Source organism: Phytopseudomonas punonensis (genome assembly GCF_900142655.1).
In the GTDB taxonomy this organism is placed as follows: domain Bacteria; phylum Pseudomonadota; class Gammaproteobacteria; order Pseudomonadales; family Pseudomonadaceae; genus Aquipseudomonas; species Aquipseudomonas punonensis.
This window is the reverse complement of record NZ_FRBQ01000009.1, coordinates 111,104-136,903: the sequence shown is the minus strand read 5'-3', so window position 1 is coordinate 136,903 and position 25,800 is coordinate 111,104. Positions and strand designations below refer to the sequence as shown.

General features: G+C 63.4%; 22 protein-coding genes. 6 read left to right on the top strand and 16 right to left on the bottom strand.

From position 1 onward, the window contains the following. Positions 1–93 precede the first annotated feature (93 nt). A complete protein-coding gene (locus BUC40_RS18975) occupies positions 94–645 on the top strand; it encodes a hypothetical protein (RefSeq protein ID WP_083593628.1) in 552 nt (183 codons plus the stop codon). A gap of 52 nt (positions 646–697) precedes the next feature. Here the strand turns inward: BUC40_RS18975 and BUC40_RS18970 are convergent, their stop codons facing one another. Beyond that, the gene (locus tag BUC40_RS18970) at positions 698–2,776 is read right to left on the bottom strand and encodes an LTA synthase family protein (protein WP_073267767.1); all 2,079 of its coding nucleotides are present in this window, start codon (positions 2,774–2,776) and stop codon (positions 698–700) included. A 170-nt stretch (positions 2,777–2,946) separates the two neighbouring features. Between BUC40_RS18970 and BUC40_RS18965 the strand changes: the two genes are divergently transcribed. Together BUC40_RS18965 and BUC40_RS18960 are read left to right on the top strand one after the other, a co-directional pair. Beyond that, positions 2,947–3,825 carry a DNA-3-methyladenine glycosylase family protein gene (locus tag BUC40_RS18965; protein ID WP_073267765.1) on the top strand — a complete coding sequence of 293 codons (879 nt, stop codon included), beginning with the start codon at positions 2,947–2,949 and terminating at the stop codon, positions 3,823–3,825. Between the two features lie 2 nt (positions 3,826–3,827). Beyond that, positions 3,828–4,325 carry a methylated-DNA--[protein]-cysteine S-methyltransferase gene (locus BUC40_RS18960; RefSeq protein ID WP_073267764.1) on the top strand — a complete coding sequence of 166 codons (498 nt, stop codon included), beginning with the start codon at positions 3,828–3,830 and terminating at the stop codon, positions 4,323–4,325. Positions 4,326–4,331: 6 nt separating this feature from the next. On the opposite strand, the gene BUC40_RS18955 is transcribed toward BUC40_RS18960, so the two are convergent. From BUC40_RS18955 to aroC, 3 genes are all read right to left on the bottom strand, one after another. Continuing rightward, positions 4,332–4,877 carry a hypothetical protein gene (locus BUC40_RS18955; protein ID WP_073267762.1) on the bottom strand — a complete coding sequence of 182 codons (546 nt, stop codon included), beginning with the start codon at positions 4,875–4,877 and terminating at the stop codon, positions 4,332–4,334. A 46-nt stretch (positions 4,878–4,923) separates the two neighbouring features. After that, positions 4,924–6,072: an MFS transporter gene (locus BUC40_RS18950; protein ID WP_073267760.1), complete on the bottom strand. Its 1,149-nt coding sequence runs from the start codon at positions 6,070–6,072 to the stop codon at positions 4,924–4,926. A gap of 135 nt (positions 6,073–6,207) precedes the next feature. Continuing rightward, complete coding sequence (gene aroC / locus BUC40_RS18945; protein ID WP_073267758.1) at positions 6,208–7,299, bottom strand: chorismate synthase; 1,092 nt, start codon at positions 7,297–7,299, stop codon at positions 6,208–6,210. 164 nt (positions 7,300–7,463) lie between these two features. Here aroC and BUC40_RS18940 point away from each other — a divergent pair, with 164 nt between their 5' ends. Next, on the top strand, positions 7,464–8,444 hold the full coding sequence (locus BUC40_RS18940; protein WP_208605787.1) for an alpha/beta hydrolase family protein: 981 nt from the start codon (positions 7,464–7,466) through the stop codon (positions 8,442–8,444). A 104-nt stretch (positions 8,445–8,548) separates the two neighbouring features. Then, positions 8,549–9,331, top strand: coding sequence for a hypothetical protein (locus BUC40_RS18935; protein ID WP_073267756.1), 783 nt, complete (start codon positions 8,549–8,551; stop codon positions 9,329–9,331). Positions 9,332–9,633: 302 nt separating this feature from the next. Here BUC40_RS18935 and BUC40_RS18930 read toward each other — a convergent pair whose 3' ends face one another. From BUC40_RS18930 to zwf, 10 genes are all read right to left on the bottom strand, one after another. Then, positions 9,634–11,556 (bottom strand): HAMP domain-containing methyl-accepting chemotaxis protein, encoded by a 1,923-nt coding sequence (locus tag BUC40_RS18930; RefSeq protein ID WP_073267754.1) that lies wholly within the window; start codon positions 11,554–11,556, stop codon positions 9,634–9,636. Positions 11,557–11,825: 269 nt separating this feature from the next. After that, positions 11,826–12,488 carry a ligase-associated DNA damage response endonuclease PdeM gene (gene pdeM, locus BUC40_RS18925; RefSeq protein ID WP_073267752.1) on the bottom strand — a complete coding sequence of 221 codons (663 nt, stop codon included), beginning with the start codon at positions 12,486–12,488 and terminating at the stop codon, positions 11,826–11,828. Beyond that, positions 12,485–15,064, bottom strand: coding sequence for a ligase-associated DNA damage response DEXH box helicase (locus BUC40_RS18920; protein ID WP_073267750.1), 2,580 nt, complete (start codon positions 15,062–15,064; stop codon positions 12,485–12,487). The genes pdeM and BUC40_RS18920 overlap by 4 nt, the downstream gene beginning before the upstream one ends. Continuing rightward, complete coding sequence (locus BUC40_RS18915) at positions 15,061–16,800, bottom strand: ATP-dependent DNA ligase (RefSeq protein WP_073267748.1); 1,740 nt, start codon at positions 16,798–16,800, stop codon at positions 15,061–15,063. The genes BUC40_RS18920 and BUC40_RS18915 overlap by 4 nt, the downstream gene beginning before the upstream one ends. Continuing rightward, entirely contained in the window at positions 16,797–17,810 is a 1,014-nt protein-coding gene (locus BUC40_RS18910; RefSeq protein ID WP_073267746.1) for a ligase-associated DNA damage response exonuclease, read from the bottom strand. Before BUC40_RS18910 ends, BUC40_RS18915 begins: the two co-directional genes overlap by 4 nt. Before the next feature lie 117 nt (positions 17,811–17,927). Further along, positions 17,928–18,086 (bottom strand): DUF3309 family protein, encoded by a 159-nt coding sequence (locus BUC40_RS18905; protein ID WP_004373322.1) that lies wholly within the window; start codon positions 18,084–18,086, stop codon positions 17,928–17,930. Positions 18,087–18,328: 242 nt separating this feature from the next. Next, complete coding sequence (locus BUC40_RS18900) at positions 18,329–19,147, bottom strand: shikimate 5-dehydrogenase (RefSeq protein WP_073267744.1); 819 nt, start codon at positions 19,145–19,147, stop codon at positions 18,329–18,331. Between the two features lie 98 nt (positions 19,148–19,245). Continuing rightward, the gene (locus BUC40_RS18895) at positions 19,246–19,905 is read right to left on the bottom strand and encodes a bifunctional 4-hydroxy-2-oxoglutarate aldolase/2-dehydro-3-deoxy-phosphogluconate aldolase (RefSeq protein ID WP_073267742.1); all 660 of its coding nucleotides are present in this window, start codon (positions 19,903–19,905) and stop codon (positions 19,246–19,248) included. A gap of 17 nt (positions 19,906–19,922) precedes the next feature. After that, positions 19,923–20,636: a 6-phosphogluconolactonase gene (pgl, locus tag BUC40_RS18890; RefSeq protein WP_073267740.1), complete on the bottom strand. Its 714-nt coding sequence runs from the start codon at positions 20,634–20,636 to the stop codon at positions 19,923–19,925. After that, on the bottom strand, positions 20,623–22,092 hold the full coding sequence (gene zwf, locus BUC40_RS18885) for a glucose-6-phosphate dehydrogenase (RefSeq protein ID WP_073267738.1): 1,470 nt from the start codon (positions 22,090–22,092) through the stop codon (positions 20,623–20,625). The genes pgl and zwf overlap by 14 nt, the downstream gene beginning before the upstream one ends. Positions 22,093–22,257: 165 nt before the next feature. On the opposite strand from zwf, the gene BUC40_RS18880 reads away from it, so the two are divergent. After that, entirely contained in the window at positions 22,258–23,127 is an 870-nt protein-coding gene (locus tag BUC40_RS18880; RefSeq protein WP_073267736.1) for a MurR/RpiR family transcriptional regulator, read from the top strand. A gap of 212 nt (positions 23,128–23,339) precedes the next feature. Here BUC40_RS18880 and BUC40_RS18875 read toward each other — a convergent pair whose 3' ends face one another. Together BUC40_RS18875 and BUC40_RS18870 are read right to left on the bottom strand one after the other, a co-directional pair. Next, the gene (locus BUC40_RS18875) at positions 23,340–24,572 is read right to left on the bottom strand and encodes a maltoporin (RefSeq protein WP_073267734.1); all 1,233 of its coding nucleotides are present in this window, start codon (positions 24,570–24,572) and stop codon (positions 23,340–23,342) included. 75 nt (positions 24,573–24,647) lie between these two features. Then, positions 24,648–25,796 carry an ABC transporter ATP-binding protein gene (locus BUC40_RS18870; protein ID WP_073267732.1) on the bottom strand — a complete coding sequence of 383 codons (1,149 nt, stop codon included), beginning with the start codon at positions 25,794–25,796 and terminating at the stop codon, positions 24,648–24,650. Positions 25,797–25,800: the final 4 nt, after the last annotated feature.

Genomic DNA, 25,800 nt, shown 5'->3' with positions numbered 1-25,800 from the left:
TAGATTCGGCCGCACTTTCGTGCGGCCGTTCCCATTCGAGACGAAGGTTGGATTTTCATGGCGAACCGCACGCTTTCAATTTCCGCTGTTGTGATGACCAATATTTTGGCGCTGAGCGCCTGCAGCGACGCCAGCAACACCCCCGCCAAAACCGCCTCCGCCGCCCAGAGCAGCCCGCCAAAGCTGCAGGAGAAGGAGGATCTCAGCCCGTTCACCGGGTTTGCCAGCGCCCGCTTCGGCAGCGACGAAGCAGCCGTGCGCGCGGCCTGGAAAGGCTCACTGCGTGATGGTGGAGGCTCGGAGGCTTGTCGCCAGCTGTTCCAGGACCCGCGCCCAGCGAACGGCTTCGGCACCTCGTTCATGCTCGAAAACGGCCAGTTCGTGCGTTACGACATCGACACGCGCGAGCGCAAGGCGCCCCGCGGCCTGCAGGTGGGCAGCAGCTCCCAGCAGATTCGCGCCACCTACCCTGGCCGTTTTGAGGAGCAGCCCAATAAGTATGTCGAAGGTGCGACTGACTTCATCGTCACGCCGTACATCGATAGCGACGCACGGCTGGTGTTCGAGACTGACCGCGACGGCGTGGTGACACGCTGGCGCATTGGCGTGCCTCCGGCGGTATTCTACGTCGAAGGCTGCAGCTAAATCGATCTCCCAATAAAAAACCGGCGCCAGGCGCCGGTTTTTTATTTGTGAATCAGGGCTGCGGTTTATCGGGCATGCCGTCCGCCACCCCTGCCGTGTTATCCAGCAGGCTCTTGGTAGCAGTTTGCAGGAAGCCTTCCAGACGCTTCTTCAACGTCTCGTCGACCGGACCTTCGATGCGCGTTGCCGTCGGTTTTGCACCCAGTTGATAGCGATACATCCGCGGCTCGAAATCCTTGGGCTGCACCAGTATCTGGTCGGCAGTGACGATGGCGACTGTCTGATCACCGCCCGAGGGTTTGATCACACCCACACCTGTATCGCCCTCGGGCAGATTGAGCAGATCGCGCCCCCAGCACTGATGGAGCACGTCACCACCCAGGCGGCCCATGATGGTCGGCACGATATCGATCTGGGTGCCAACCGTATGGCTGATCTTGCCAAACTTCTCCTGAATGCCGGGTGCGATAAGCAATAGCGGCACGTTGAAGCGCTGCAGGTCCATCTCCGTCACCTGATCGAAACCGCCAAACCCATGGTCGCCGACGACCACGAACAACGTCTGGTTGAAATACGGCTCCTTACGCGCCTTTTCGAAGAACTGCCCCAGCGCCCAGTCCGAATAGCGCATGGCGGTGCGATGCAAATCTTCCTTGCCGTTGATCATGACCGGCTGCACCGGCAAATCCTTCGGCAGCGCATACGGTGTGTGGTTGGAAAGGGTCTGCAGCAACGCATAGAACGGCTTCTGGCCGTAATTGGTTTTCAGCTCCAGGGCACCGCGGTCGAACATGTCCTGATCGGACACGCCCCAGGTCGGATCCATGAATACCGGGTCGACGAAATCTTCACGGCCAATGAAATTGGTCATGCCCTGGTTGCTGAAGAACCCGGACTGGTTGTCCCACTGGAAATTGCCGTTGTAGACGTACAGGTTGTCGTAGCCACGGGCGCCCAGCAGCTGCGGCAGCCCGGAGAACTTGTGCGCGCCTTCGGGCGTGCGCATTAGGTACTCGAAGCCCGGCAGGTTGGGAAAGCAAGCCATGGTGGCAAACATGCCCTGATGGGTGTGAGTGCCATTGGAGAAGAAGCGGTCGAACAGCAGGCCTTCCCTGCTCAGCTTGTCGAAGTTTGGAGTGATGTTGCCGGGCGCGCCGAGGGCTCCGACCGAATGGCCGGCGAAGCTCTCCATCAAGATCACCACCACGTTGCGGATCGGCAGGGTCTTGTCGCTCGGCGGCGTGTAGAGGCGGCGGATGGCGGCGCTGTCGGCATCGACCAGTTGGTCGTCCGGAGTCAGCAGCATGTCGCGGGTGATCTGCCGGGCCTGCTCGTCCGCCATGGTCGACTTCCAGGTGTTGTCACGGTGCGCGCCAAAGGTGGCCTGAGCTGCCGTAAACAGGGTCAGCGTGCTATTGAGGCCCAGCTGGTTGGCGAACATCGAGTCGGTGGTATAGGCATCACCCCAGCGCAGTGGCGGGCCTTGACGCAAATGACCACGGGCAGCAATGACGGCGATCAGCACGCATAGCAAGAACACCGAGACGCGCCAGTACCAGGCCACAACTGGCCTGGCGCTACGGGGATCGCCAGGCATCTTCGTGCGGCTGGCTCGATCGAAACGCGAGAATATCCACCACAGCAGGCCGGTAATGACGAACCAGGCGACCAGATAGCGCGCCACCGGGAAACCGTTCCAGAGCATGCTCATCACCGTGGCCTGATCTTCCTGCAGGTACTGGAACACCAGGCTGTTCAGGCGCTGGTGGAATTCCTTGTAGAAATCCAGCTCGGCCAGGCCGAGAAACAGCGTGATGCTGGCGAACATGGTCAACCAGATGCGCTGCCAGCTGCGCGCGAGCATGGCGCGAGTGCTGAGCAACGCGATCAGCAGCGGCGCGCAGGCATACACCACCACGCGCAGGTCGAAGCGCAAGCCGTTATAGAAGGCCTCGACGAAAGTGGCGCTCGGCGTATCGCCGATCAGCTCGCGGTTGTAGACCAGCAAGGCGACGCGCAGCAGCGTATACATCAACAACAGGGCCAGGGCGCTGTAGAGGGTGAAGAGCAACTGGCTACGTAAGGGGTTTGATGCTGTGTGAGGGGTGCCCTGAACTGCTGTAGGGGTCATTTTCGATCATCCGCAAAAACGTTTACTGCAGGCCCGCCCTGTCACGGCGAGCGGCGCCGCGGCAGTCTCTACTCTCTGATGTGAAAATTTTGTCGACAACCCTCGTGCCCAGGTTTGAAAGTCACTTTCCACGCTGACAAGGCTGGCCCCGGGGCGTTATCGTCAACGCCATGACCGATACAAACCTCCTCCAGCTGCTTTACCAGGCGCCCTGGGACTGGCAACAGTTCCACGCGCATTTCCGGCTGCGCGCCATCGCCGGGCAGGAATGCCTGGGCGAGCGTGATTACTGCCGCAACTTTCGCCTTGGCGATGTTACCGGCTGGTTTCGTGTCACCGCCCTGCCCGATCAGCATGCGCTGACGCTTGAGCACAGCACCTCGGCCATCGCCTGCCAGCCTGTGCTCGTACAGCGGGTACGGCGCATGTTCGATCTGGATGTCGACCCGGCGCTTATCGCGGCACATTTCGCGGCCGATCAGCATCTCGCGGCAATGCTTGCGCGCAATCCCGGTCTGCGTCTGCCGACTGCATTCGATGCCTTCGAGCAGGCCGTGCGCGCCATCGTTGGCCAGCAGGTCACGGTCAAGGCCGCGGTAACCATCACAGGACGTTTGGTCGACAGGCTCGGCGAACCGCTGGTCGACGCACCCGCAGGCATCGACCGTCTGTTCCCGACACCCGAGGCCATCGCGGCTGCCAATCTCGATGGCATCGGCATGCCCGGCAAGCGCGTGCAAACCCTGCAGCATTTCGCTGCGCAGATTGCCAGTGGCGCACTGCACCTGGATATCAGCGCGGGCGCGAGCGAACTGATCGAGCGCCTGTGCGCCCTGCCCGGCATCGGCCCGTGGACGGCCGAATACATCGCCCTGCGTGCCTTTGGTGACGCCGATGCCTTTCCCGCCAGTGACCTCGGTTTGCTCAAGGCGCCGATCTGGGGCCCCACCGGCATCACCGCCCGGCAACTGCAGCTGCACGCCGAAGCCTGGCGGCCCTGGCGCGCTTATGCTGCTGCACACCTGTGGCACAACTATTCAGGAGGCTGAGGATGTTCTATCGCTATCAGGAAAGTCCTATCGGCCGCCTATTCATGGTCGGCGACGAAAGCGGCCTGCAACAGCTGTTGATGGACGTGGAGCGTACGCCCTGGCTAATCGGGGATGGCTGGCAGGAGGCAGGCTCGCAGCTCGATGACGCCAGCCGGCAACTCGACGACTACTTCGCGGGCCGCCGCCAGCGCTTCGAGCTGCGCCTCAACCCGCAGGGCACACCGTTCCAGCAAGCGGTCTGGCGGGCGCTGCAGCAGATCCCGTTCGGCAAGATAGACAGCTACAGCGCCCTGGCCCAGCGTATCGAACGGCCCAAGGCCGTGCGCGCAGTGGGCGCTGCCAATGGCGCCAACCCGATCTGCATCATCATCCCCTGCCACCGGGTGATCGGCCGCGACGGCAGCCTGACCGGCTTTGCCGGCGGCCTGCCACGCAAGCAATTGCTGCTGGAACTCGAAGGTGCCGTGCCCAGACCACAGGCCAGCCTATTCGACTGAAGCGGCTCAGTCTTCCAGACGCGGGAAGGCAGCAGCGATGGCGTCGCCACTCGGCCGCGGCTGCGCCGTGTTCGCGGCAGACAGGCGAATCGCCGCGCAGTGCGGGAACTCGCCCAGATCGAACCAGTGCCGCGTGCCGGCTGGCACGCTGATCAGCGCATTACGCTCGCCGAACAGCGCGTACACGTAATCCTCGACATGCAGGCTCAACAGCCCCTGCCCGGCCAGAAACAGATACAACTGCGCGCCGTCGGCCACCTGCTCTTGGGGCACCGGGGCCGGTTTGTCGTCCTCTTGTGGCCAGCGCCGCTGATCGATACTGATCACCTCGACTTGGCTCAGGTGGTTATCACGCTGCAGGTGTGCCAGCGAATCGCCCAAAGCAGCAAGGATCTCTTCCTGGGTGGCTCCGGCCTGCACCCTGGCCTCCAGCGGCAAGATGCGGAAATCTATGCCGGCAGCAGCCAACGTACTGGTGATGTCTTCAGCATGGCCCAGCACCTTGTTGGGGATCTCGGGGCTGGATTGGTGATGAACGCTCAAGCGACTCATGGGCAATTCCTGTTCGGCTGTGGCTACCTGGCGGCAACCTGATGGGTCATGTCGGCTCGGCCGTGCGTCGAACCATGATAATGGCTGCCAGCAGCGCAGCCAGCCCTGCCAGGGCGAATGTCCACTGCGGGCCAAGGTCGTTCCAGCTGTAACCGGCATACAGAGCACCCAACGCGCCACCGATGCCGGCCAGCGAGGCATACAGCGCCTGGCCCTGCCCTTGCTGGCGGGCACCGAAACTGCGCTGCACGAAGGCGATGGACGCAGCGTGAAAACTGCCAAAGGTGGCGGCATGCAGCACCTGGGAGAACAACAGCACGCTCAGGTGATCAGCGAAAAAGCCCATCAGCACCCAACGTACCGCCGCGATGGCGAAACTGGCGACCAGCACCTGGCGCAGGCTGAAATGCCTGAGCAGCCGCGCCATGGCCATGAACACCAGCACTTCAGCCACTACGCCGAGCGCCCAGAGCATGCCGATCAGCCCACGGCTATAACCGAGCTGCTCGAGGTGAATGCTCAGAAAGGTGTAGTACGGCCCGTGAGACAGCTGCATCAGCGCCACACAGAGATAGAAAGCCAGCACGCCGGGCTGCTTGAGCTGCTTCAGGAAACCGCCCTGGTTGGATGACTGCGATAACGCCAGCGGCTGGGCATCCGGCACCCAGAAGCTGCTCAGGGCAATGCCGGTGATGATCAGCAGCAGCGCCCAAGGGTACACATCCAGGCTGAGCAGATCGAACGCTTTGCCGAGGCCGACCACGCTGAGAATGAAGCCGATCGAGCCCCACAGGCGGACCTGCGCATAGCGCGCAGACTGCTCGCGCAGGTGCGCCAGGGTAATGACCTCGAACTGCGGCAGCACCGCGTGCCAGAAGAACGCATGCAGGGCCATCACCAGAGCCAGCCAGACGTAGCTTTGACTGACGAAGATCAGGCTCAGGCTGAACAAGGTACAGAGCGCACCGAGGCGCACGATCAACAGCCGCCGGCCACTGTAGTCGCCCAGCCAACCCCACAGGTTGGGCGCGATGCAGCGCATCAGCATGGGAATGGCCACCAGCTCGCCGATGCGTGCTGGCGAGAAACCCAGGTGCGCGAAATACAGGCCCAGGAATGGCGCTGTGGCGCCTAGCAGCGCGAAGTAGAACAAGTAGAAACCGGACAGGCGCCAGTACGGGACTGCCGGCGTCAAACCTGAACATCCTTGCTGGCGAAGAACTGCCGAATCAGCGCATCCCGAACGTCCGAGAGGCGTTTGCCGGTAACGCTGCGTAGCACCTCGGGCAATTCGCTCATGCCACCGCCTGCATGTTGCCGGGACGCTCGGTCACAGCTGCGGCAGTATCGGCGTAGTCACTCGTACGTCTGCGTTCTGCCCACGATGACGCAGCAGGTGGTCCATCAGCACGATGGCCATCATCGCTTCGGCGATCGGCGTGGCGCGGATGCCGACGCACGGATCGTGACGGCCCTTGGTGATCACGTCCGCCGGGTTGCCATCGACATCGATGGAGCGCCCTGGCGTGGTGATGCTGGAGGTCGGCTTGAGCGCCAGGTGAGCGACGATTGGTTGGCCGCTGGAGATACCGCCGAGAATGCCGCCAGCGTGGTTGGACACGAAGCCTGCCGGGGTCAGCTCGTCACGATGTTCAGTGCCGCGCTGGGCCACCGAGGCGAAGCCATCGCCAATTTCCACGCCCTTGACCGCGTTGATGCTCATCAGCGCATGGGCCAGCTCGGCGTCCAGGCGGTCGAAGATCGGCTCACCCAGGCCCGGCATCACCCCTTCGGCAACCACGGTGATCTTTGCGCCGACCGAATCCTGGTCGCGACGCAGCTGATCCATGTACGCCTCCAGCTCCGGCACCTTGGCAGGATCAGGACTGAAGAAGGCGTTCTCTTCCACCGAATCCCAGGTCTTGAAGGGGATCTCGATGGGGCCGAGCTGGCTCATGTAGCCGCGAATGACGATGCCCTGGCCCGCCAGGTACTTCTTGGCGATGGCGCCGGCTGCCACGCGCATGGCGGTTTCCCGCGCCGAGCTGCGGCCGCCGCCACGGTAGTCGCGAACGCCGTATTTATGGTGGTAGGTGTAGTCGGCATGGGCCGGGCGGAACAGATCCTTGATCGCCGAGTAATCCTTGGACTTCTGGTCGGTGTTGCGGATCAGCAGGCCGATGGCGCAACCGGTGGTCTTGCCTTCGAACACCCCGGAGAGGATTTCCACCTCATCGGCTTCCTGGCGCTGGGTGGTGTGACGGCTGGTGCCGGGCTTGCGGCGATCCAGATCGCGCTGCAGGTCGTCCAGGGAAATCTCCAGGCCGGGCGGGCAGCCGTCGACGATGGCGACCAGCGCCGGGCCATGGCTCTCGCCTGCCGTGGTGACGGTGAACAGCTTGCCGAAGGTATTGCCGGACATTGCGCGAGACTCCAGAGACGTTCGATCTGCAGCCTGCGGCGAAAAGGCAGGCCCATGTAGAAAGCCGCTGAGTATACTCCCAGGCAACCGCCGAGATCACCCGCGCGCGAACCTTTGGCCAAATGCCAGCGTCCAACAGAGCCCATCACAGACCCGTCACCATCATGCTGCGAGCCTTGCTTTTGACCCTTTCTCTCTTCAGCGGCCTGGTTCAGGCTGCCCCCATCCTGCGTGAGCCGGTCAGCCTGGATACCGGCCAGGGTGTGCTGGAGGGCTCGCTGGTATTGCCACAGCGCAATGAGCCGGTTCCAGTGGTGCTGCTGGTGGCTGGCTCGGGGCCGACGGACCGTAACGGCAACAACCCGGGCGGCGGGCACAACGACGCCCACCGCAAACTGGCCCAGGCACTGGCCCAGCAAGGCATCGCCAGCGTGCGTTACGACAAGCGCGGCATCGCTGCCAGCTTTGCCGCCACGCCTCACGAACGTGACCTGAGCGTGGAGCGCTACGTGGCCGACGTGGTGGCCTGGGTGCAGCAACTGCGCGGCGACAAGCGCTTCAGCCAGGTCATTCTGGTCGGCCATAGCGAAGGCGCGCTGATCGCCACCCTGGCGGCCAACGAGTCGGGCGCCGACGCGCTGGTGTCCATAGCGGGCAGTGCACGGCCGATCGATCAACTGCTGCGCGAGCAACTGCGCAACCGCCTGCCGCCGCGCCTGCGTGGCGAGGCCGAGGCGCTGCTCGAAGCTCTGCATGAAGGCCGCCAAGTAGCGCAGGTGTCGGATGAGTTGACCGTGCTGTTTCGCACCAGCGTGCAGCCCTACCTGATTTCCCTGTTCCGCCAAGATCCTGCTGCGGCTTTTGCACGGGTGAAAATTCCGGCGCTTATCCTGCAGGGCGATCACGATATCCAGGTCAGCGTGCAGGACGCGGAGGCGCTGCATGCCGCTAACCCGCGGGCCGAGCTGCAGATCGTCACCGGCATGAACCACGTACTGCGCATCGTACCGATGGACATGGAGGCGCAGTTGGCCTCCTACAACAACCCGGACCTGCCCCTGGCCCGCGCCCTGACTACGCGCCTGGCGAGCTTCATCGACGGGCTGCCGGCTGCAGAGAAGTCAAAGACGGCCGATAACCCGTAGAACCATTCATGATCTGCTGCGCCGCTGCCACTGGCTGCCTCCGGGGATTATGAAGCTGTCCAGACCGCCCAGCCGCTGCAGGGCGGCTTCTTGAGGAATGCCAGATGACCGACAGCGAAACGACCGCCGTCGCCCCGCCGGAAAGCGAACAGCCCGCGCCGTCACACCCTTGGGCCAACCTGGGCGCGGAACATTTTCGTCTGCTGCGTCTGTCGCCACTGCCCGTCGACCGCCACACCGGCGCCCGGCCGCTGCGTTTCGTGCAGTTCGGCCGCGTCGAGCGGCACAGCAAGGAGCAGAGCGTGCTGCGCCTGAGCCTGCAGTTGCCCGGGCAAAAAGTGCGCAAGGAACAGAACGTGCTGGAACTATGGCTCGACCACCGTAACAAGGAAGCGCGGTTTGGCCCTGACAGCGGCCTCAGCGTGGAGCCGCAGAACCGCGGTCTGGGCCGATTTCTGCTGGCTCAGGCGGCGGCGTGGGCCAAACAGCACTGCGCACACTACACCCTGGAAAGCGGCCCGCTGCCGAGTCGCGACGCGCTCAACGACGAAGCCCGCGCGCGCCGCGATCACTGCCTCAAGGCGCAAGGATTCAGTGTCGACTACCAAGAAAATCAGGTAAAGGCGCAGTACAGCGCCACCCGGCTCAGCGTTCTGCATGGCGACTGGAATGGCGAAAAGGTGCAGTTCATCGAACAGCTCGATGCCGCGCAGATGTTGCAAATGGCCGATCAGAACCTGCAGGAGCAGGACTCGCAGCTGCGTAAGCAGCGTGAGCGCCTCGATCAGCTCAAGCGTGACGACGGCAGCCTGCGGTTCACCATCGCCTGCCTAGTGGCGTTCGCTTTGTTCCAGGCGGGCTTGCTGATCTGGATTGCTACGCACTAAGCGACTCTTCACGACCTTTCGGCTCGACTTCATTTTTTGACTGCAAAGTGGCGAGAGCGGCCTTTCGTAGGGTGGACGACGCCTCACCCGTCCACCGCTCTGCAATCGCAATGGTGGACAAAAAGAGCGTTGTCCACCCTACGCGGCGAACGGCCGCTTCTGCCTTTTAGCAGCCTGTTTATGCCCCTAAAAAGATCGTGACAGGTTCTAAGCCACCGCCACATCGCCGTTGCTGCCAATAACGAAAAAGGCCATAGCTCCCAGGAGCTACGGCCTTTTTATTTTCCAGTGAAGCCTACCGATCAGACGCGGAAGTGGCTGACCATCTGCTGCAGCTGGCTGCCGAGGCGGGCCAGCTCGACGCTGGAGGCGGCGGTTTCCTCGCTAGCGGAAGCGGTCTGCTCGGAGATGTCGCGCACGTTGATCACGCTGCGGCTGATCTCCTCGGCCACCGCGCTCTGCTGCTCGGCGGCGGCAGCGATCTGCTGGTTCATCGACTGAATGTTCGATACGGTGCGGGTGATACTTTCCAGCGAACCACCAGCCTTACGGGTCAGCTCAACGCTGCTGTCGGTCAGCACGCGGCTGCTGTGCATGATGTTGGCGACCTGCTGGGTGCCATGCTGCAGGCCGGCGACCAGCTCTTCGATTTCCTCGGTGGACTTCTGCGTGCGCTGGGCCAGGCCGCGAACCTCGTCGGCGACCACGGCGAAACCACGACCGGCTTCGCCGGCGCGAGCAGCTTCGATGGCAGCGTTGAGGGCCAGCAGATTAGTCTGCTCGGCTACTGCCTTGATCACGTCCATCACGCTGCCGATCTTGTTGCTTTCCTGCTGCAGGTGACTCATGGCTTCGGTGGAACGGGTCACTTCGGCAGCCAGGCGCTCGATCTGGGCGATAGCTTCGCCAACCACACGGTCACCTTCGTTGGCTTGCCGATCTGCATCGGAGGCAGCCTGGGACGCTTCGGCGGCGTTACGCGCCACCTCCTGAACGGTGGCAGACATTTCATGCATCGCCGTAGCGACTTGGTCGGTCTCCACCTTCTGGCTGTTGACCCCGGCGCTGGTCTGCTCGGTAACGGCCGATAGCTCTTCGGCGGCGCTGGCAATCTGGGTGACGCCGTCACGGATACCACCGATCAGCTCACGCAGGGTGGTGCCCATGCGCTGAATACCCAGCTGCAGCACACCCATCTCGTCGCGACGGGTGACCTGCAATGTCTGGCTAAGATCGCCACCGGCAATACGCTCAACCGCCACCAAGGTTTCCTGCAGCGGACGGGTGATCTGGCGGGTGATCAGCCAAGCCGCCAAGATACCGGCCAACAGGGCAATTAATGTAGTGCTCAGTTGCAGCGTACGAGCCGAGGCCGTTTCGCTGTCACGGCGCTCAACTTGGATAGCGGTAAGCTCCTTGCTGATGCGCACGATTTCGTAGCCTTCGTCGGTGAGTTCCTTACGCGCCACAGCGATGGTTTCGATAGCAGCTTTGAAGGCCATTACCGCATTGCGGTAGTTGTCCAGCGCGGCGGTGACCTGGGTGACCCGCTGCGGGTGCTCGGCACCGAATGCCTGGCGGAACGAGTCTAAATCCTTGATGGTGGCATCAATCTGTGTGATGGCCACGCGCTCGGCGTCGGCATTGGGAGCGCCGGTGTAGCCACGCACCTGATAACGCACCAGCTGCCAATCTTCTTTGGTCTTGGTGATGGCCTGGAACTGGGAGGCGCGGGTTTCGTCGTAAGGCGGCAGGCTCATCACTGCGGTGTTGATCTGCTCGATCGCCTCGCCGGCGGTCACCGCATTGCGGGTCATTTCATTGCGCGCATCGTTACTCGCGCGAAAGCCGCTGCGCATCTTGTTCAGCGACAGCTGATACGCATCGATCTGTGCACCTTGTGCCTGCAGCAGGCGTACGTTATCAGGGCTCTTGAACGACGACAGCACACGGGCGTGCTGGGCCTTGAAGCCATCGAGGGACTTCTGCACGGTTTCGGCAAGGGCTTCGTCGCCATTAGCCAACATGTATTGCAGTCGGGTAACACGCAGATCGGTCAGCGTATCGTTCAGGCGAGCGATATCGGCGGTCCAGTTACTGCGCTGGATAAGGCTGCCCAGGCTGTTCCAGCCGGTCAGCGCAAGGATGCAGGTAAGTGCGAGCACGAGGCCGAAGCCCAAGGCAAGTTTCAAGGTGACGCTGATGTTCGAAAACCAGCTGTTCATTCAATAATTCTCCGTTGTTTAACCGTGTTCTAGCAGCTGGAGAATTATTGTTAGACCAGTCTGAATTTTTGAGCGGCACGCATTCTATCGGCAGACCGATAAATAACTAGAGGCAGGTGAATCGTTTCATCTGACAAGATGACGAGGCGAGAGAGAACTTGACGCTGGCACTGTGAAACGAATTACGATTGTTCAACGATTTACAGGAGATAAAAAACTGATCGTCAGTTTTCCGCCTTGCGGACCGTGGCGATTTGCCACACGTTTTTTCAGACGAGCTGCCATACCGCACCGTCGAGTGCGCCATAAATAGCCCGCCCAGGTACCGACTCGATCGCCAATCCCCCAGTGAACTCGCCAAACGCCGGCAGTAACGTCCCAGCCGGCTCGACGCTGAAGCACGGCATGCGCAACCGGTCCCGCCCTCGCCCGCGCAACACGAACACCGGATGAAGATGGCCAGCCAGCACGTGCAGGCCTGGGCAACTCATCAGTTCGTGACATAGGGCGAATGGCCCCATCGTCCAGGGCTCGCCCACCACCTCGATCCCCAGCTCTGCCGGCGGATCACCGGCGCTGCGATCATGGTTGCCACGTATCAGCAGGATCTGCAGGTCGGCCTGGCGAGCTCGCCAGGCCTGCAAGGCGGCCAGGGTGCTGCCGCTGCGGGCCGGCCTGGCATGCAGGAAGTCGCCGAGAAAGATCAGCTGGCGGGTAGGATAATCGTGCAACAGCTGGTCGAGGCGCTGCAGGTTGCGCGCCGTGGTGCCCTGGGGAACCGGCTGGCCGAGCACCCGATAGGTGGCGGCCTTGCCAAAGTGCGCATCGGCGATCAGCAGCGCCTGCCTGGCCGGCCAGTACAGGGCCTTGTCGGCCAGCAGCCACAGGGTTTCTCCGGCTATGTCCACCGCCAGGTGCGGCGCGCCATTCATGTAGCGCTGCTCTTGGCCTTGCTCCGTGGGCGCCCATCCTTGCGGTTACGCTCGCGGCGCCGTGCAGCTGGCTCGACCTCGACCAGCGGCGTGGCAGACACCTTGGGGCCTGGCCCGGCAGCGCGTTCCAGTTCACCAAGCATGCGGGTGATGCGGTCAGCGAGTTTTTCCGAGCTAAGGCGCTCGCGAAAACGCTCGACCATCAAGGGGAAAGCCAGCGGCGTAGCCCGGCGCAGCGCGTGCAAGTTCAAGCGTGCGGCGCGCATATCGGCCAGGGTTTTCTGCAGGAGCTGGACATCCAGCTCCTGGCTAAGCACTTCATCATGAGCTTGCGTGAGCAGGAGATTCTTCGGGTCATATTGGCGGAACACATCGAAGAACAGGCCGCTGGACGCCTGCACCTGACGCAGGCTTTTGCCCGCGCCGGGATAGCCGCCAAATACCAGGCCGGCGATCCGTGCGATCTCGCGGAACCGCCGTTGCGCCAGTTCGCCAGCGTTCAGGCTCGCGAGTACATCGTGCAGCAGGTCGCGATCATCGAACAGGTCGCCGCCAAGCAGGCCGGCCCAATCCACCTCGCTGGCACACAGCAGCTCAAGCCCGTAATCGTTGACCGCGATGGAAAAGCTCAGCGGTTGCCGTTGCCCCAACCGCCAGGCGAGCAGGCTGGCCAGGCCCAGGTGCACATTGCGCCCGGTAAAGGGATATAGAAACAGATGCCAGCCTTCGCGCGAATGCAGAGTTTCCGCCAACAAGGTGCCAGGCTCCGGCAACGCCGACCAACCAGCCTGCACCTCCAGCAGCGGTTGCAGCATGCGCATTTCAGGGCCCTCGAAGCGGCCCTGCGAGGCCTCGCCAAAACGCACCACCACTGCCTCGGCCAACGCACTGGAAAGCGGCATGCGCCCGCCGTTCCAACGCGGCACACTGGATTTGCTGGCGTTGCTGCGCTTGACGTAAGCGGTCATGTTTTCGACGCGCACCAGCTCCAGAGGCCGCCCACCAAACAGGAACACGTCGCCAGGGTGCAAGCGCGCGATAAAGCCTTCCTCGACACTGCCCAATGAACCGCCACCGCCGCCCTTGCCCCACCATTTCACGGTCACGCTGGCATCGCTGACGATGGTGCCCACACTCATCCGGTGGCGACGCGCCAGGCGCGGACTGGGTACCCGCCAGATGCCCTCTTCGTCTGGCTCCACGCGCTGATAATCGGGATAGGCGCTAAGCGACTCGCCGCCCTGGCGCACGAATGCCAGGGCCCAGCGCCACTGCGCATCGTCGAGATTGCGGTACGCCCAGGTGCTGCGTACTTCATGCAGCAGCTCGTCAGGGCGGAAGCCGCCGCCCAACGCCACGCTGACCAGATGCTGAACCAGTACGTCCAGCGGCTGATGCGGCGATTCCCGAGCCTCGATGCGCCCTGCCGCCACCGCGTCTTGCACGGCAACGGCCTCGATCACTTCCAGCGCATGGGTCGGCACCAGGGTGATACGCGACGTGCGGCCAGGCGCGTGGCCGGAGCGGCCGGCGCGTTGCAACAGCCGGGCAACGCCCTTGGCCGAGCCAATCTGCAGCACGCGCTCGACCGGCAGAAAATCGACGCCCAGGTCCAAGCTCGAAGTGCAAACCACTGCCTTGAGCTTGCCCTGCTTGAGGCCGCCCTCGACCCAGTCGCGCACTTCGCGGGCCAGCGAACCATGGTGCAAGGCGATCAGCCCAGCCCAATCCGGGCGCGCGTCGAGCAGCGCCTGGTACCAGAGCTCTGACTGCGAGCGAGTGTTGGTGAATACCAGGGTGACGCTGCTGCTTTCCAGCTCCTCAACGACCTGCGGCAACAGTCGCAAGCCCAGGTGCCCAGCCCAGGGAAAGCGCTCCATGGCAGCCGGCAGCAGCGTATCGATCTGCGGTTTGCCGCCCTGCTCACCGCGCACCAGGCAACCGTCGCCGCCGGGAAGCAGCACCTGCATGGCGTGAGGCTGATTGCCAAGGGTTGCCGACAGGCCCCAGACGATCAGCCGTGGATTCCACTGACGCAACCGCGCCAGCGCCAACTGCAGCTGCACACCGCGCTTGTTGCCAAGCAGCTCGTGCCACTCGTCCACCACCAGCATGCCGACGTGGGCGAACTGTGCCTTCGCGTCGGCGCCAGTCAGCAGCAGGGTCAGGCTTTCCGGGGTAGTGACCAGGGCGGTGGGCAGACGCCGCGCCTGGCGCTGACGCTCCGTGCTGCCGGTATCGCCGGTGCGCATACCGATGGTCCAGGGTATTTCCAGGCCTTCGACTGGCGCCTGCAGAGCCCGCAACGTATCAGCAGCCAGGGCGCGCATCGGCGTGATCCACAGCACCGTGAGGGGCGCCGCTGGCGGTGTACGCTTGGCGCTGACCGTTTTTTTCGCCTCTGTCTTGCTGGCGAATCGATTGAGTGCCGCCAGCCACACCGCGTAAGTCTTGCCGGCGCCGGTCGAGGCATGCAGCAAGCCGCTCTGCCCATCCATGACCGCCTGCCAGACCTGCTTTTGAAAGTCGAACGCCTTCCAGCCGTTGCGGCGCAGCCAACTGCTGGCCAGACTCACTGCAGCAACTCCTGCAGCAAGGCCAGGGTATCGGCCTCCTCTACGCCTTTGTCGTGGCGCCAGCGCAGCATGCGCGGAAAGCGCACGGCAATGCCGCTCTTGTGCCGGGGCGAGCGGGCGATGCCTTCGAAGCCGAGCTCGAACACCAGGCTTGGCGTCACGCTACGTACCGGACCGAACTTCTCCACCGTGGTCTTGCGCACGATGGCATCCACCTTGCGCATTTCCTCGTCGGTCAGCCCGGAGTACGCCTTGGCGAATGGCACCAGGCGCCGCTCGGGATCCCCCGGCGCACCATCCCAGACGGCAAAGGTGTAATCGCTGTACAGACTGGCGCGGCGGCCATGGCCGCGCTGGGCATAGATCAGCACGGCATCGACGCTCAGCGGATCGATCTTCCACTTCCACCAGACGCCGACGTCCTTGCTGCGCCCGACGCCATAGGCCGCCTCGCGCCCCTTGAGCATCATGCCCTCGACACCCAGCGAGCGTGAGGCCTCGCGCTGTTGCGCCAGGGCCTGCCAGGTAGCGCCGTGCAGCAACGGCGACGGCATCAGCCGCGGGCTGGCGCAGCTGGCCACCACCTGCTCCATCTGCGCGCGGCGTTGGTGTTGCGGGCGGCTGCGCCAGTCCTCGCCCTGCCACTCCAGCAGGTCGTAGGCGAGAACGGCCACCGGCACTTCTTCGAGCAGCTTGCGGCTCAGGGTCTTGCGGCCGATGCGTTGCTGCAACAGGGCGAACGGCTGGATACCGAATTGCTCGAGCTGCTCTTCGACCTGATCGTTGAGGCGCTCGGCAGGCTCATCGGCAGCATGGGCCATCAACTCGCCCTGCTGAGCGGTAGCCTGCGGAGCGTGCCGCCAGACCACCAGCTCACCGTCGATCACCGTGCCGTCCGGCAACAGCGGCGCCAATTCCTGCAACTCGGGAAAGCGCTCGCTGATCAGCTCCTCGCCGCGCGACCAGACCCACAACTGGCCGTCGCGCTTGACCAGCTGCGCACGAATACCGTCCCACTTCCATTCGATCAGCCAGTCGGCCGGCGAGCCCAGGCTGGCGTCGAACTCCTCCAGCGGGCGCTGCAGCGGATGAGCGAGAAAGAATGGGTATGGCTGGCCACCACGTTGAGCATGTTCGTCATCCGACTCGGCGGCGATCAGCCGCTCATAGGCGGCTGCCGTGGGCCGGTTCGACAGGTCGGTGTAGCCGACCAGACGCTGGGCGACGCGCTTGGCATCGACCTCGGCCACCGCAGCCAACGCGCGAGTCACCAGCAGTTTGGAAACACCCACGCGAAAGGCCCCGGTGATCAGCTTGATGCTGACCATCAACGATTGCCGGTCGAGCTGCGCCCACAGCGCATCGAGGCGCATCGCCAACTCGTCGGGCGGTAGCCCACGCAGCGGCAGCAGCTTGTCCTCGACCCATACGGCCAGCCCATCCCCGGAGGTCGAGGTGGCCTCGGGCAATAACAGGGCGATGGTTTCCGCCAAGTCACCCACCGCCGAATAGCTTTCCTCGAACAGCCACTCGGACAGGCCGGCGCGTTGCATCGCCAGCTCGCGCAACTGCCGCGACGGCACCAGCTGGCGCGGCCGGCCGCCGGCGAGAAAGTACACCGCCCAGGCCGCATCGGCCGGTTCGGCATCGCGCAGGTAATCCTGCAGGGCAGCCAGCTTGGCATTGCTCGAGGTAGTGGCGTCGAGGCGCGCATACAGCTGCGCGAAGGCGATCATGAACTCGGCTCCATAACCGCGTCGTCTTCTTCACCGTATTCGGTGGCGAACGCCTGGGCATCCAGGCCCTGTTCGCGCAGGTGGCGAACCAGGATGTTCACCGAGCCATGGGTGACCATCACCCGCTCGGCACCGGTCTGCTCGATGGCCCACAGCAGCCCTGGCCAGTCGGCGTGATCGGACAGCACGAAGCCGCGATCCACGCCGCGGCGCCGACGGGTACCGCGCAGCAGCATCCAGCCACTGGCGAAGGCATCGCTGTAATCGCCAAAACGCTTTATCCAGCTGCTGCCTCCGGCCGACGGCGGCGCCAGCACCAACGCCTGGCGCAGCAGCGGATCGCCCTTGGGCACATCGCCGGCGTAGCGTGTCGACGGCAGGTAGACACCGGCATCACGGTAGACCTGGTGCAGCGGTTCCATGGAGCCATGGCCGAGAATCGGCCCGATACTTTCATCGATGCCATGCAGGATGCGCTGCGCCTTGCCGAAGGCGTAGCAGAACAGCACGCTGGCCCGCCCGGCCTGCTGGTTCTGCCGCCACCAGTCGTTGATGCCGGCAAAGATCTCCGCCTGGGGCTGCCAGCGGTAGATCGGCAAGCCGAAGGTCGACTCGGTGATGAAGGTATGGCAACGCACCGGCTCGAAGGGATCGCAGGTGCCGTCCGGCTCGACCTTGTAATCGCCCGAGGCTACCCAGACTTCGCCGCGGTATTCGAGTCGCACCTGGGCCGAACCCAGCACATGGCCGGCGGGATGAAAGCTCAGTGTGACGCCGTGGTGATCGATGGTCTCGCCGTAGGCCAGGGTCTGCAGGTTGATGTCGCGCCCCAGCCGGGTACGCAGAATGCCCTCGCCCGGCGCCGCGGCCAGGTAATGGGCGCTACCGGTACGTGCATGGTCACCATGGCCGTGGGTGATGACGGCGCGCTCGACGGGGCGCCAGGGGTCGATATAGAAATCTCCAGGAGGACAATACAGGCCTTCGGGCCGTGCAATCACCAGATCCAAGCAGGCGACCTCCGGAAGTAGAAATGAGGGGGTGTGGCGGGTCCTTCAGGAACTGAGCCACCGTCAGCGGCTTGAGCCGCCGACGGCGACGCCTGCATCAGCGATGCAGGCGCTGGCTCATATGTAGCCCAGTAGCAGCAGCACCAGCACGATGACCAGCACCAGTCCCAGGCCGCCGGTAGGCCCGTAGCCCCAGCTGCGGCTGTGCGGCCATGCCGGGATGGCACCAATCAGCATCAGGATCAGAATGATCAGCAGTATGGTTCCCAAGCCCATGGCTATCTCCTTGCTTGTCTGTCGGCGGCCAACGGATAGCGGCGCGCCTGGCATCGGAAGCCTGGGTAAGGCGTTCCGTTCGGATGCAGGGCATGGCGCTGCGGCGAAGCCAGCGTCTGGCAAAGCGCTCGTCGCAGCGCCATGCCCTACCTCTTTTACGACTTGGCAGGGAAACGGAAAGTGCAAACTTTAAATGGCCGGGCTCAGGGGCCCGGTCAGAACGCGGCAGGAGGCAGGTGCTATTAGTCAGCAAGCGCGAAGCGCGCAGCCCGCTCGATCAGCTCGTCATCCGGGCGCACGCCGGTGTACAGCACGAATTGCTCGACGGCCTGCAGCACGATCACTTCGCCGCCGGTGATAACCGGCTTGCCCAATGAGCGGGCCAGGCGAATCAACGGGGTTTCCACCGGTACGGCGACCACATCGAATACCCAGCGTGCGGCAACCACCGCCGGCTCGTCGAAGGCCAGTTGGTCGGCCTCGGCACCGCGCATGCCCAGGGGCGTGACGTTGACCAGCAACTCCGCCGGCTCGTCGCCCAGCACCTCGCGCCATTGCACGCCGCACTGCTCGGCCAGCGCCCTGCCCGCTGCCTGGTTTCGGGCGACGATGCAGCCACTGGCAAAGCCACTGTCACGCAACGCGCAGCCCACCGCCTTGGCCATGCCGCCACTACCGCGCAAGGCATAGCGTGTGTCGCGCGGTACGCCGTGTTTGCCGAGCAGGCTCACGACTGCGCTGTAATCGGTGTTGTAGCCGGTCAGGCGGCCATCATCGGCGACGATGGTATTGACCGACTGCAGCGTCGCTGCCGAGTCGTGCAAGCCATCGAGGTACTCGATACAGGCTTCCTTGAACGGCATCGACACCGCACAGCCGCGAATGCCAAGGGCGCGGATGCCGCCAATGGCCGCTGGCAGGTCAGTGGTGGTGAAGGCCTTGTACAGGTAATCCAGCTCCAGCTCGCGGTACAGGTAGTTCTGAAAGCGCGTGCCGAAATTACCCGGCCGCCCGGACAGCGACATGCACAGGCGGGTGTCTTTGCTGATGCGCAGGGTCATTGGCGAACCTCGGAAATGACGACGCCGGTTCGACAGAGGCATCGAGCCGGCGACAGGCGTGTTCAGGGTGGGCCCGCACCGGGGGTGCGGGCCACAACTCAGTCCAGCAGGGCGAGCGCCTCGGCGCTGGCCTGACGTACCGCGTCCCAGCCGTTGCTGCTGTCGAGCATCCAGCTGCCACCCACGCACATCACGTTGGGCAATGCCATGTAACGCTGCAGGTTGGCAGTGCTGACGCCACCAGTCGGGCAGAAACGGATATCACCGAATGGCCCACCCAGCGCCTTGAGCGCCGCGGTGCCGCCACAGACTTCCGCCGGGAACAGCTTGAAGCGGCGATAGCCCAGGGCGTAGCCAACCATGATCTCCGAGGCGCTGGCCACGCCCGGCAGCATCGGCACCGGGCTTTGCAGCGCGGCACGCAATAGATCGTCGGTGGAGCCGGGGCTGACGATGAACTGGGCGCCGGCCTCTTCCACCGCTGCCAACATATGGCGATCGAGCACCGTGCCGGCGCCTACGCACAGGTGCGGGCGTTCTTCGCGCAGACGGCGAATGGCGGTCAGACCATGGGGCGAGCGCAAGGTGATTTCCAATACCTGCAGGCCGCCGGCATCCAGGGCGTCGGCCAGCGGCAGAATGTCTTCCTCACGGGCGATGGTAATCACCGGCATGATCCGCGCACGGGCGCAAAGCGCGTCAATGCTGTCGATCTTTTCCGCCATGCTCGGAGCTGGGCGGCTGATGGCTTGTGTCATGTTGTTATTCCTATGGCCTACGGGCACCAATAAATTTCCAGCGGCGCGTCGATAAACGCGCTGATCGGCATATTTCGTTGATCTGGCTGCTGCATCGCCTGCGCCAGCACCTCGAGCTTGCCCTGCCCTTCGATCGACAGAATCTGCAGGCGCGCAGCTTTGAGCACTGGCAGGGTCAGGGTCAAACGCTGATGGGGCACGCTCGGCGCCAGCATCGGCAAACAGCGCCGGGAACCGTCGCGGTCCATGGCTTCATCCAGATTGGGACTATTGGGAAACAACGAGGCGGTATGACCGTCGGTTCCCATGCCGAGGATCAGCACGTCGATGCTCGGTAAATCAGTCAGTGCCTGCTCGGTCAGCCTGGCGGCCTCCTCGAGGCTACCGGCGCTGTGGTACAGCCCCAGCAATCGGGCTTCGGCAGCCGGGCCCTGCAGCAGGTGGCGGCGCACCAGCGCCTCGTTGCTGTCTTCGTGGCTGACCGGCACCCAGCGTTCGTCGGCCAGACTCACCAGCACCTTGCTCCAGGGCAAGGCCTGCTGCGAAAGCGCCTTGAAAAAGGCGATAGGGCTACGCCCGCCGGAGACCACCAGGGTCGCCTGGCCGTGGCTGTCGATGGCGTCACGCAGCGCACCGGCGACGTTCTCGGCCAACGCCTGAGCCAGCTGCGCGGAATCGCTGTGACTGCGGGCGACCACGCCCACGGGAAAATCGAGGTCAGAGATCGCCATACCAGGCCCTCCCGTCACGAGTGATCAGGGCGATGGAGCTCATCGGCCCCCAGGTGCCGGCGACATAGGGTTTGGGTGGGTCGCCGAGTTTTTTCCAGCCGTCGATCAACTGATCGCACCACTGCCAGGCGTGCTCGATTTCGTCCTTGCGCACGAACAGGTTCTGGTTGCCGCGCATCACTTCCAGCAGCAACCGCTCGTAGGCATCGGGAATCCGCGCGCTCTTGTAGGTGGTGGAGAAGTTCAGCTGTAGCGGGCCGCTGCGCAGCTGCATGCCCTTGTCCAGGCCTTGATCCTTGGTCATCACCTGCAGGGAAATGCTCTCGTCCGGCTGCAAGCGGATGATCAGCTTGTTGCCGATCAACTGGCGCTGTTCTGGCGCGAAGATGTAGTGCGGCGGTTCCTTGAAGTGGATGACGATCTGCGACAGCTTCTGCGCCATGCGCTTGCCGGTGCGCAGGTAGAACGGCACGCCGGCCCAGCGCCAGTTGCGGATGTCGGCGCGCAGGGCGACGAAGGTTTCGGTGTCGCTCTGGGCGTTGGAATTCTCTTCTTCCAGATAACCGGGCACCGGCTTGCCATCGCTGGTGCCGGCCACGTACTGGCCGCGCACCACATGGCGCGACAGCTGCTCGGCGGTCATCGGTTCCAGGGCCTTGAGCACCTTGACCTTCTCGTCACGGATGGCGTCGGCCGACAGGTCGCCGGGCGGGTCCATGGCGATCAGGCAAAGCAGTTGCAAGAGGTGGTTCTGGATCATGTCGCGCAGCTGGCCAGCCTTGTCGAAATACCCCCAGCGACCTTCGATGCCGACCTTCTCCGCCACGGTGATTTCCACGTGGGTGATGTGGTTCTGGTTCCACTGGGTTTCGAACAGGCTGTTGGCAAAACGCAGGGCGATGAGGTTCTGCACCGTTTCCTTGCCCAGGTAATGGTCGATCCGATAGACCTGGGTTTCCGGAAAGTAAGCCGCCACTGCATCGTTGACCGCACGGGATGACGCCAGGTCATGGCCAATGGGTTTTTCCAGCACCACCCGGGTGTTCTCGGCCAGGCCCACCGCAGCGAGGTTGGCGCAGATGCCGCCATATACGGAAGCGGGCGTGGCGAAATAGGCGATCAGCTGGCGCCCCTTACCGACCGCTTCGGCCAGCTGCGGATACGCATCAGGCGGCAGAAACTCCATGCTCAGGTAACGCAGGCGCCCCTGAAAGCGCTGCATCACCGCTTCGTCCAGCTCGGGAGCGGGCAGGTAACGGCGCAGATGGCTATCGATGGTGCTCAGGTGCGTTGCAGGATCACCCCCCTCGCGTGCCAGGGCGAGCAGCTGGGTATCCTCGTGCAGCAGCCCGGCACGATCGAGCTGATAGAGGGCGGGGAACAGTTTGCGCAATGCCAGGTCACCGAGGGCGCCGAACAGAGCGAGGGTACAAGGCTCAACGGGAATCATCGACATGATCTTTGTTCTTCTAAAGTTGCCCTATTGATAGCGGGTAATTGGCCATTTCGCAACCATGAATGTAGTAATAAACACAACATATCCATAGAGTACGTCGGGCGAGTAGCCAGTAAGCCAGCCCCGGCTTAGGATAACCCGGCATTTCATCGAACAAGGACAACAATGGATCGCGTGCGCAACCTCCTCGAACAGATCCAGGGCCGCCTCGACAGCCTGAACAAGGCCGAACGCAAGGTCGCCGAAGTGATCCTGCTCAACCCGCAGCAGGCCACTCGCCTGAGCATCGCCGCCCTCGCCCAGGCCGCCCAGGTCAGTGAGCCGACGGTCAACCGTTTCTGCCGCTCGTTCGGCGTCAACGGCTACCCGGAACTGAAAATGCAACTGGCGCAGAGCCTGGCCAGCGGCGCAGCCTATGTAAGCCGCGCGGTGGAAGCTGACGACGGTCCCGAGGCCTATACCCGCAAGATCTTCGGCAGCGCCATCGCCTCGCTGGACAGCGCCTGCCAGAGCCTCGATCCGAACCTGATCAGTCGCGCCGTCGACCTGCTAATCCAGGCCCGGCAGATCCACTTCTTCGGCCTCGGCGCCTCGGCTCCCGTGGCCCTGGATGCGCAACACAAGTTCTTCCGCTTCAACCTCGCGGTATCCGCCCACGCGGACGTGCTGATGCAACGCATGCTCTCCTCGGTGGCGCATACGGGTGATCTGTTCGTGATCATTTCCTATACCGGCCGTACCCGCGAGCTGGTCGAGGTGGCGCGCCTGGCTCGGGAAAATGGCGCTTCGGTGCTCGGCCTGACCGCCGCCGGCTCGCCATTGGCCCAGGCGTGCAGCCTGAGCGTGCACATCCCGCTGCCCGAAGACACCGACATCTATATGCCGATGACTTCACGGATCATCCAGCTCACCGTGCTCGATGTGCTGGCAACCGGCATGACCCTGCGCCGTGGCGCGGATTTCCAGCCGCACCTGCGCAAGATCAAGGAAAGCCTCAACGCCAGCCGTTATCCGGCCAACGAAGAGCCGGGTTGAGGCCTGCCTCGACGCCGATATCGATGGTGGGTTGCGGCGCACAAAGACCGAGCCAAGGCCAACGATAACGTTCAGCGCCTCCACCCACCCTACGGGATGGGGGACCGTAGGGTGGATGGAGCGGCGCCAGAACGCTTACAATGACTCAACACGATCCCGGCACGCTGCGTAACCCACCACCGGGATCACGCAGACGCAAAGGCCTTAGCGCCCTACTTCCACCAGTACTCGACCTGCACACCGAAGTTCGAGCCGTTGCGCGCGCTACCGAAAGCGCCGGTATCGGACAGGGCCGAGCCTTCAGCCAGCAGGTTCGCCGCTTCCTGCGCGGCCTTGTTCCAGGTGGCGTAGGTGTAATACAGGCGAATTTCCGGGCGCTCGAAGAAGCCAGGGCCATTCGGCGACCAGGTTGGCGCGACGGTGAACTTGCTCAGCTTGCGGGTGCCGCCGGATGCGTCCACCTGGTCATGGCCAATTTCGCCAACCAGCTTGAACTGCTGGGTAAAGGCATAACTGGTACGCCCGCCCACCGACCACCAGTCCTGGTCGCCGCCGTCTTCACGCTTGTCCTTCTGGTACACGGCCTGCACCTGGCCACCCAGTCGCGGGGTCATCTGGAAGTCGAAAAACTCCACCACGCGCCAGCTCTTGGCGCCGCGATCCAGGGTCGGATCGCCGGTGTAGCCCAGGCCGGTGCCCGGGCCTTCGCCGTATTGCAGGGCCAGCTTGTTGTCGCCGCCCAGGCCGAGGAAGTTCTTCTGCACGTGTTGGCCGGTCACCGCCCAGCCGCTGTTCGAATCCTCAACCGACGATGGCTTGTCGATGTAGCTGACACCCACCTCGATCTCGCCGCCCGGGTTGGTCACGAAGCCGCCGACGTTGAAGTCATGGCGGTTGATGTATTCCTTCTGGTCGTAGCTGTCCTTACGCGAGAACACGTAGCTGTACTTGTAATCGCCGATCTTCATCTCGTCGATACCGAAACCGGTGGCGCTCTGGTTCCAGTAGTAGAAGTCGGAGATATGGATGTCGTTACGTTTGTAGAAGCGTCGCCCGGCCCACAGCGAACCGCCGTTGAGTGCCGGCATGTTGCTCCACTCGGCGTACATCTGGTTCATCCGTGCAGTGCCGTGGTCGCCGGTGAATTTCGGCGTGTGGCCGTACTCGTTGAACAGCTGCGCCATGCCCTCGATGCTCAGTACCGAGCCATCATCGAGGGTGAACAGATCCTGGCGCAGATCCAGCTCGGCGTAGTGCTCGCACTCGTTACCCAAGCGGTACTTGGAACGCGCACCCGGCAGCTGGAAGCATGACTGCCTGCCGTTGCCATCGGCCGTGCCGGCACCACTGCGCACGTAGCCGGAAAATTCCGTCGCCATGCCTGTAACCGGCAGTGTCAGGGAGCCCAGCGCCATGGCCAGGCCGATACCTGCTGATCGTTTCATATCCTCTCCTGCAGTTTTTTATTGTTGTTACCGCTTTTGCAATGCCGGCATCAGGACCGCGACGCCGGCTCCTTCTCAACGATTCGTTAGCGAGGTGACATTGTTTGCTTGCGCGATGCTGGCCCGCGGCCGTACACGCTCACCGCTCTTGGCATCGAACAGCAGTGCCCGCGAGGCATCGATCTGCAGCTCCAGGCGCTGGCCTACCGGCGGCGCCTGATCGGGCGCCAGGCGGCAGCACAGTTTGCTGTCATTGACGGTGACGAAAACCAGGGTGTCCGGCCCGGTGGGCTCGGTAACCTCAACCCGTGCGCTCAACGTATTGGCCTGGGCAGAGGTAGCTGCCAGTTGCACCTGCTCCGGGCGGATGCCCAGCAGCAGCTCGCGCTGTTCGGCACCCTCAGGCAATTCACCCAGCGGTAACTCGCAGCGCCCCTCGGATGACGCAAGGATGGCCCACACCTGGCCGGCCCGACGCTGCAGCTGCACCGGCACGAAGTTCATCGGCGGCGAACCGATAAAACTGGCCACAAACAGGTTGGCCGGGTCGTTATAGATCTGCTGTGGCGTGCCGAACTGCTGGATCACGCCCTCCTTCATCACTGCGACCTTGTCGCCCAGAGTCATGGCCTCGATCTGGTCGTGGGTGACGTACACCGTGGTGGTTTTCAGGCGCTGATGCATCAGCTTGATTTCGGTACGCATCTCCACGCGCAGCTTGGCATCGAGGTTGGACAGCGGCTCGTCGAACAGGTAGATCTTCGGTCGCCGCGCCAGGGCCCGGCCCATGGCCACGCGCTGCTGCTGGCCGCCGGAGAGTTGGCCGGGCTTGCGCGCCAGCAGGTGTTCGATCTGCAACAGTTTGGCGACGCGCGCCACTTCCTCGTCGATGGCCGCCGGCGACATCTTGCGCATCTTCAAACCGAAGGCGATGTTGTCGCGCACGCTCATGGTCGGGTACAGCGCGTAGGACTGGAACACCATGGCGATGTCGCGATCCTTGGGGCTCATGCCGCTGATGTCGGCGTCGTCGACGAGGATGGCGCCGTTGCTGATGTTTTCCAGCCCGGCGATGCAGTTCATCAGGGTGGATTTACCGCAGCCCGAGGGGCCGACCAGAATCAGGAATTCGCCATCGTCGATCTTCAGATCGATGCTTTTCAGCGTGTCCGTCAGGCCGCTGCCGTAGGACTTGTTGACGTTGCGCAATTCGAGCGTTGCCATTTAC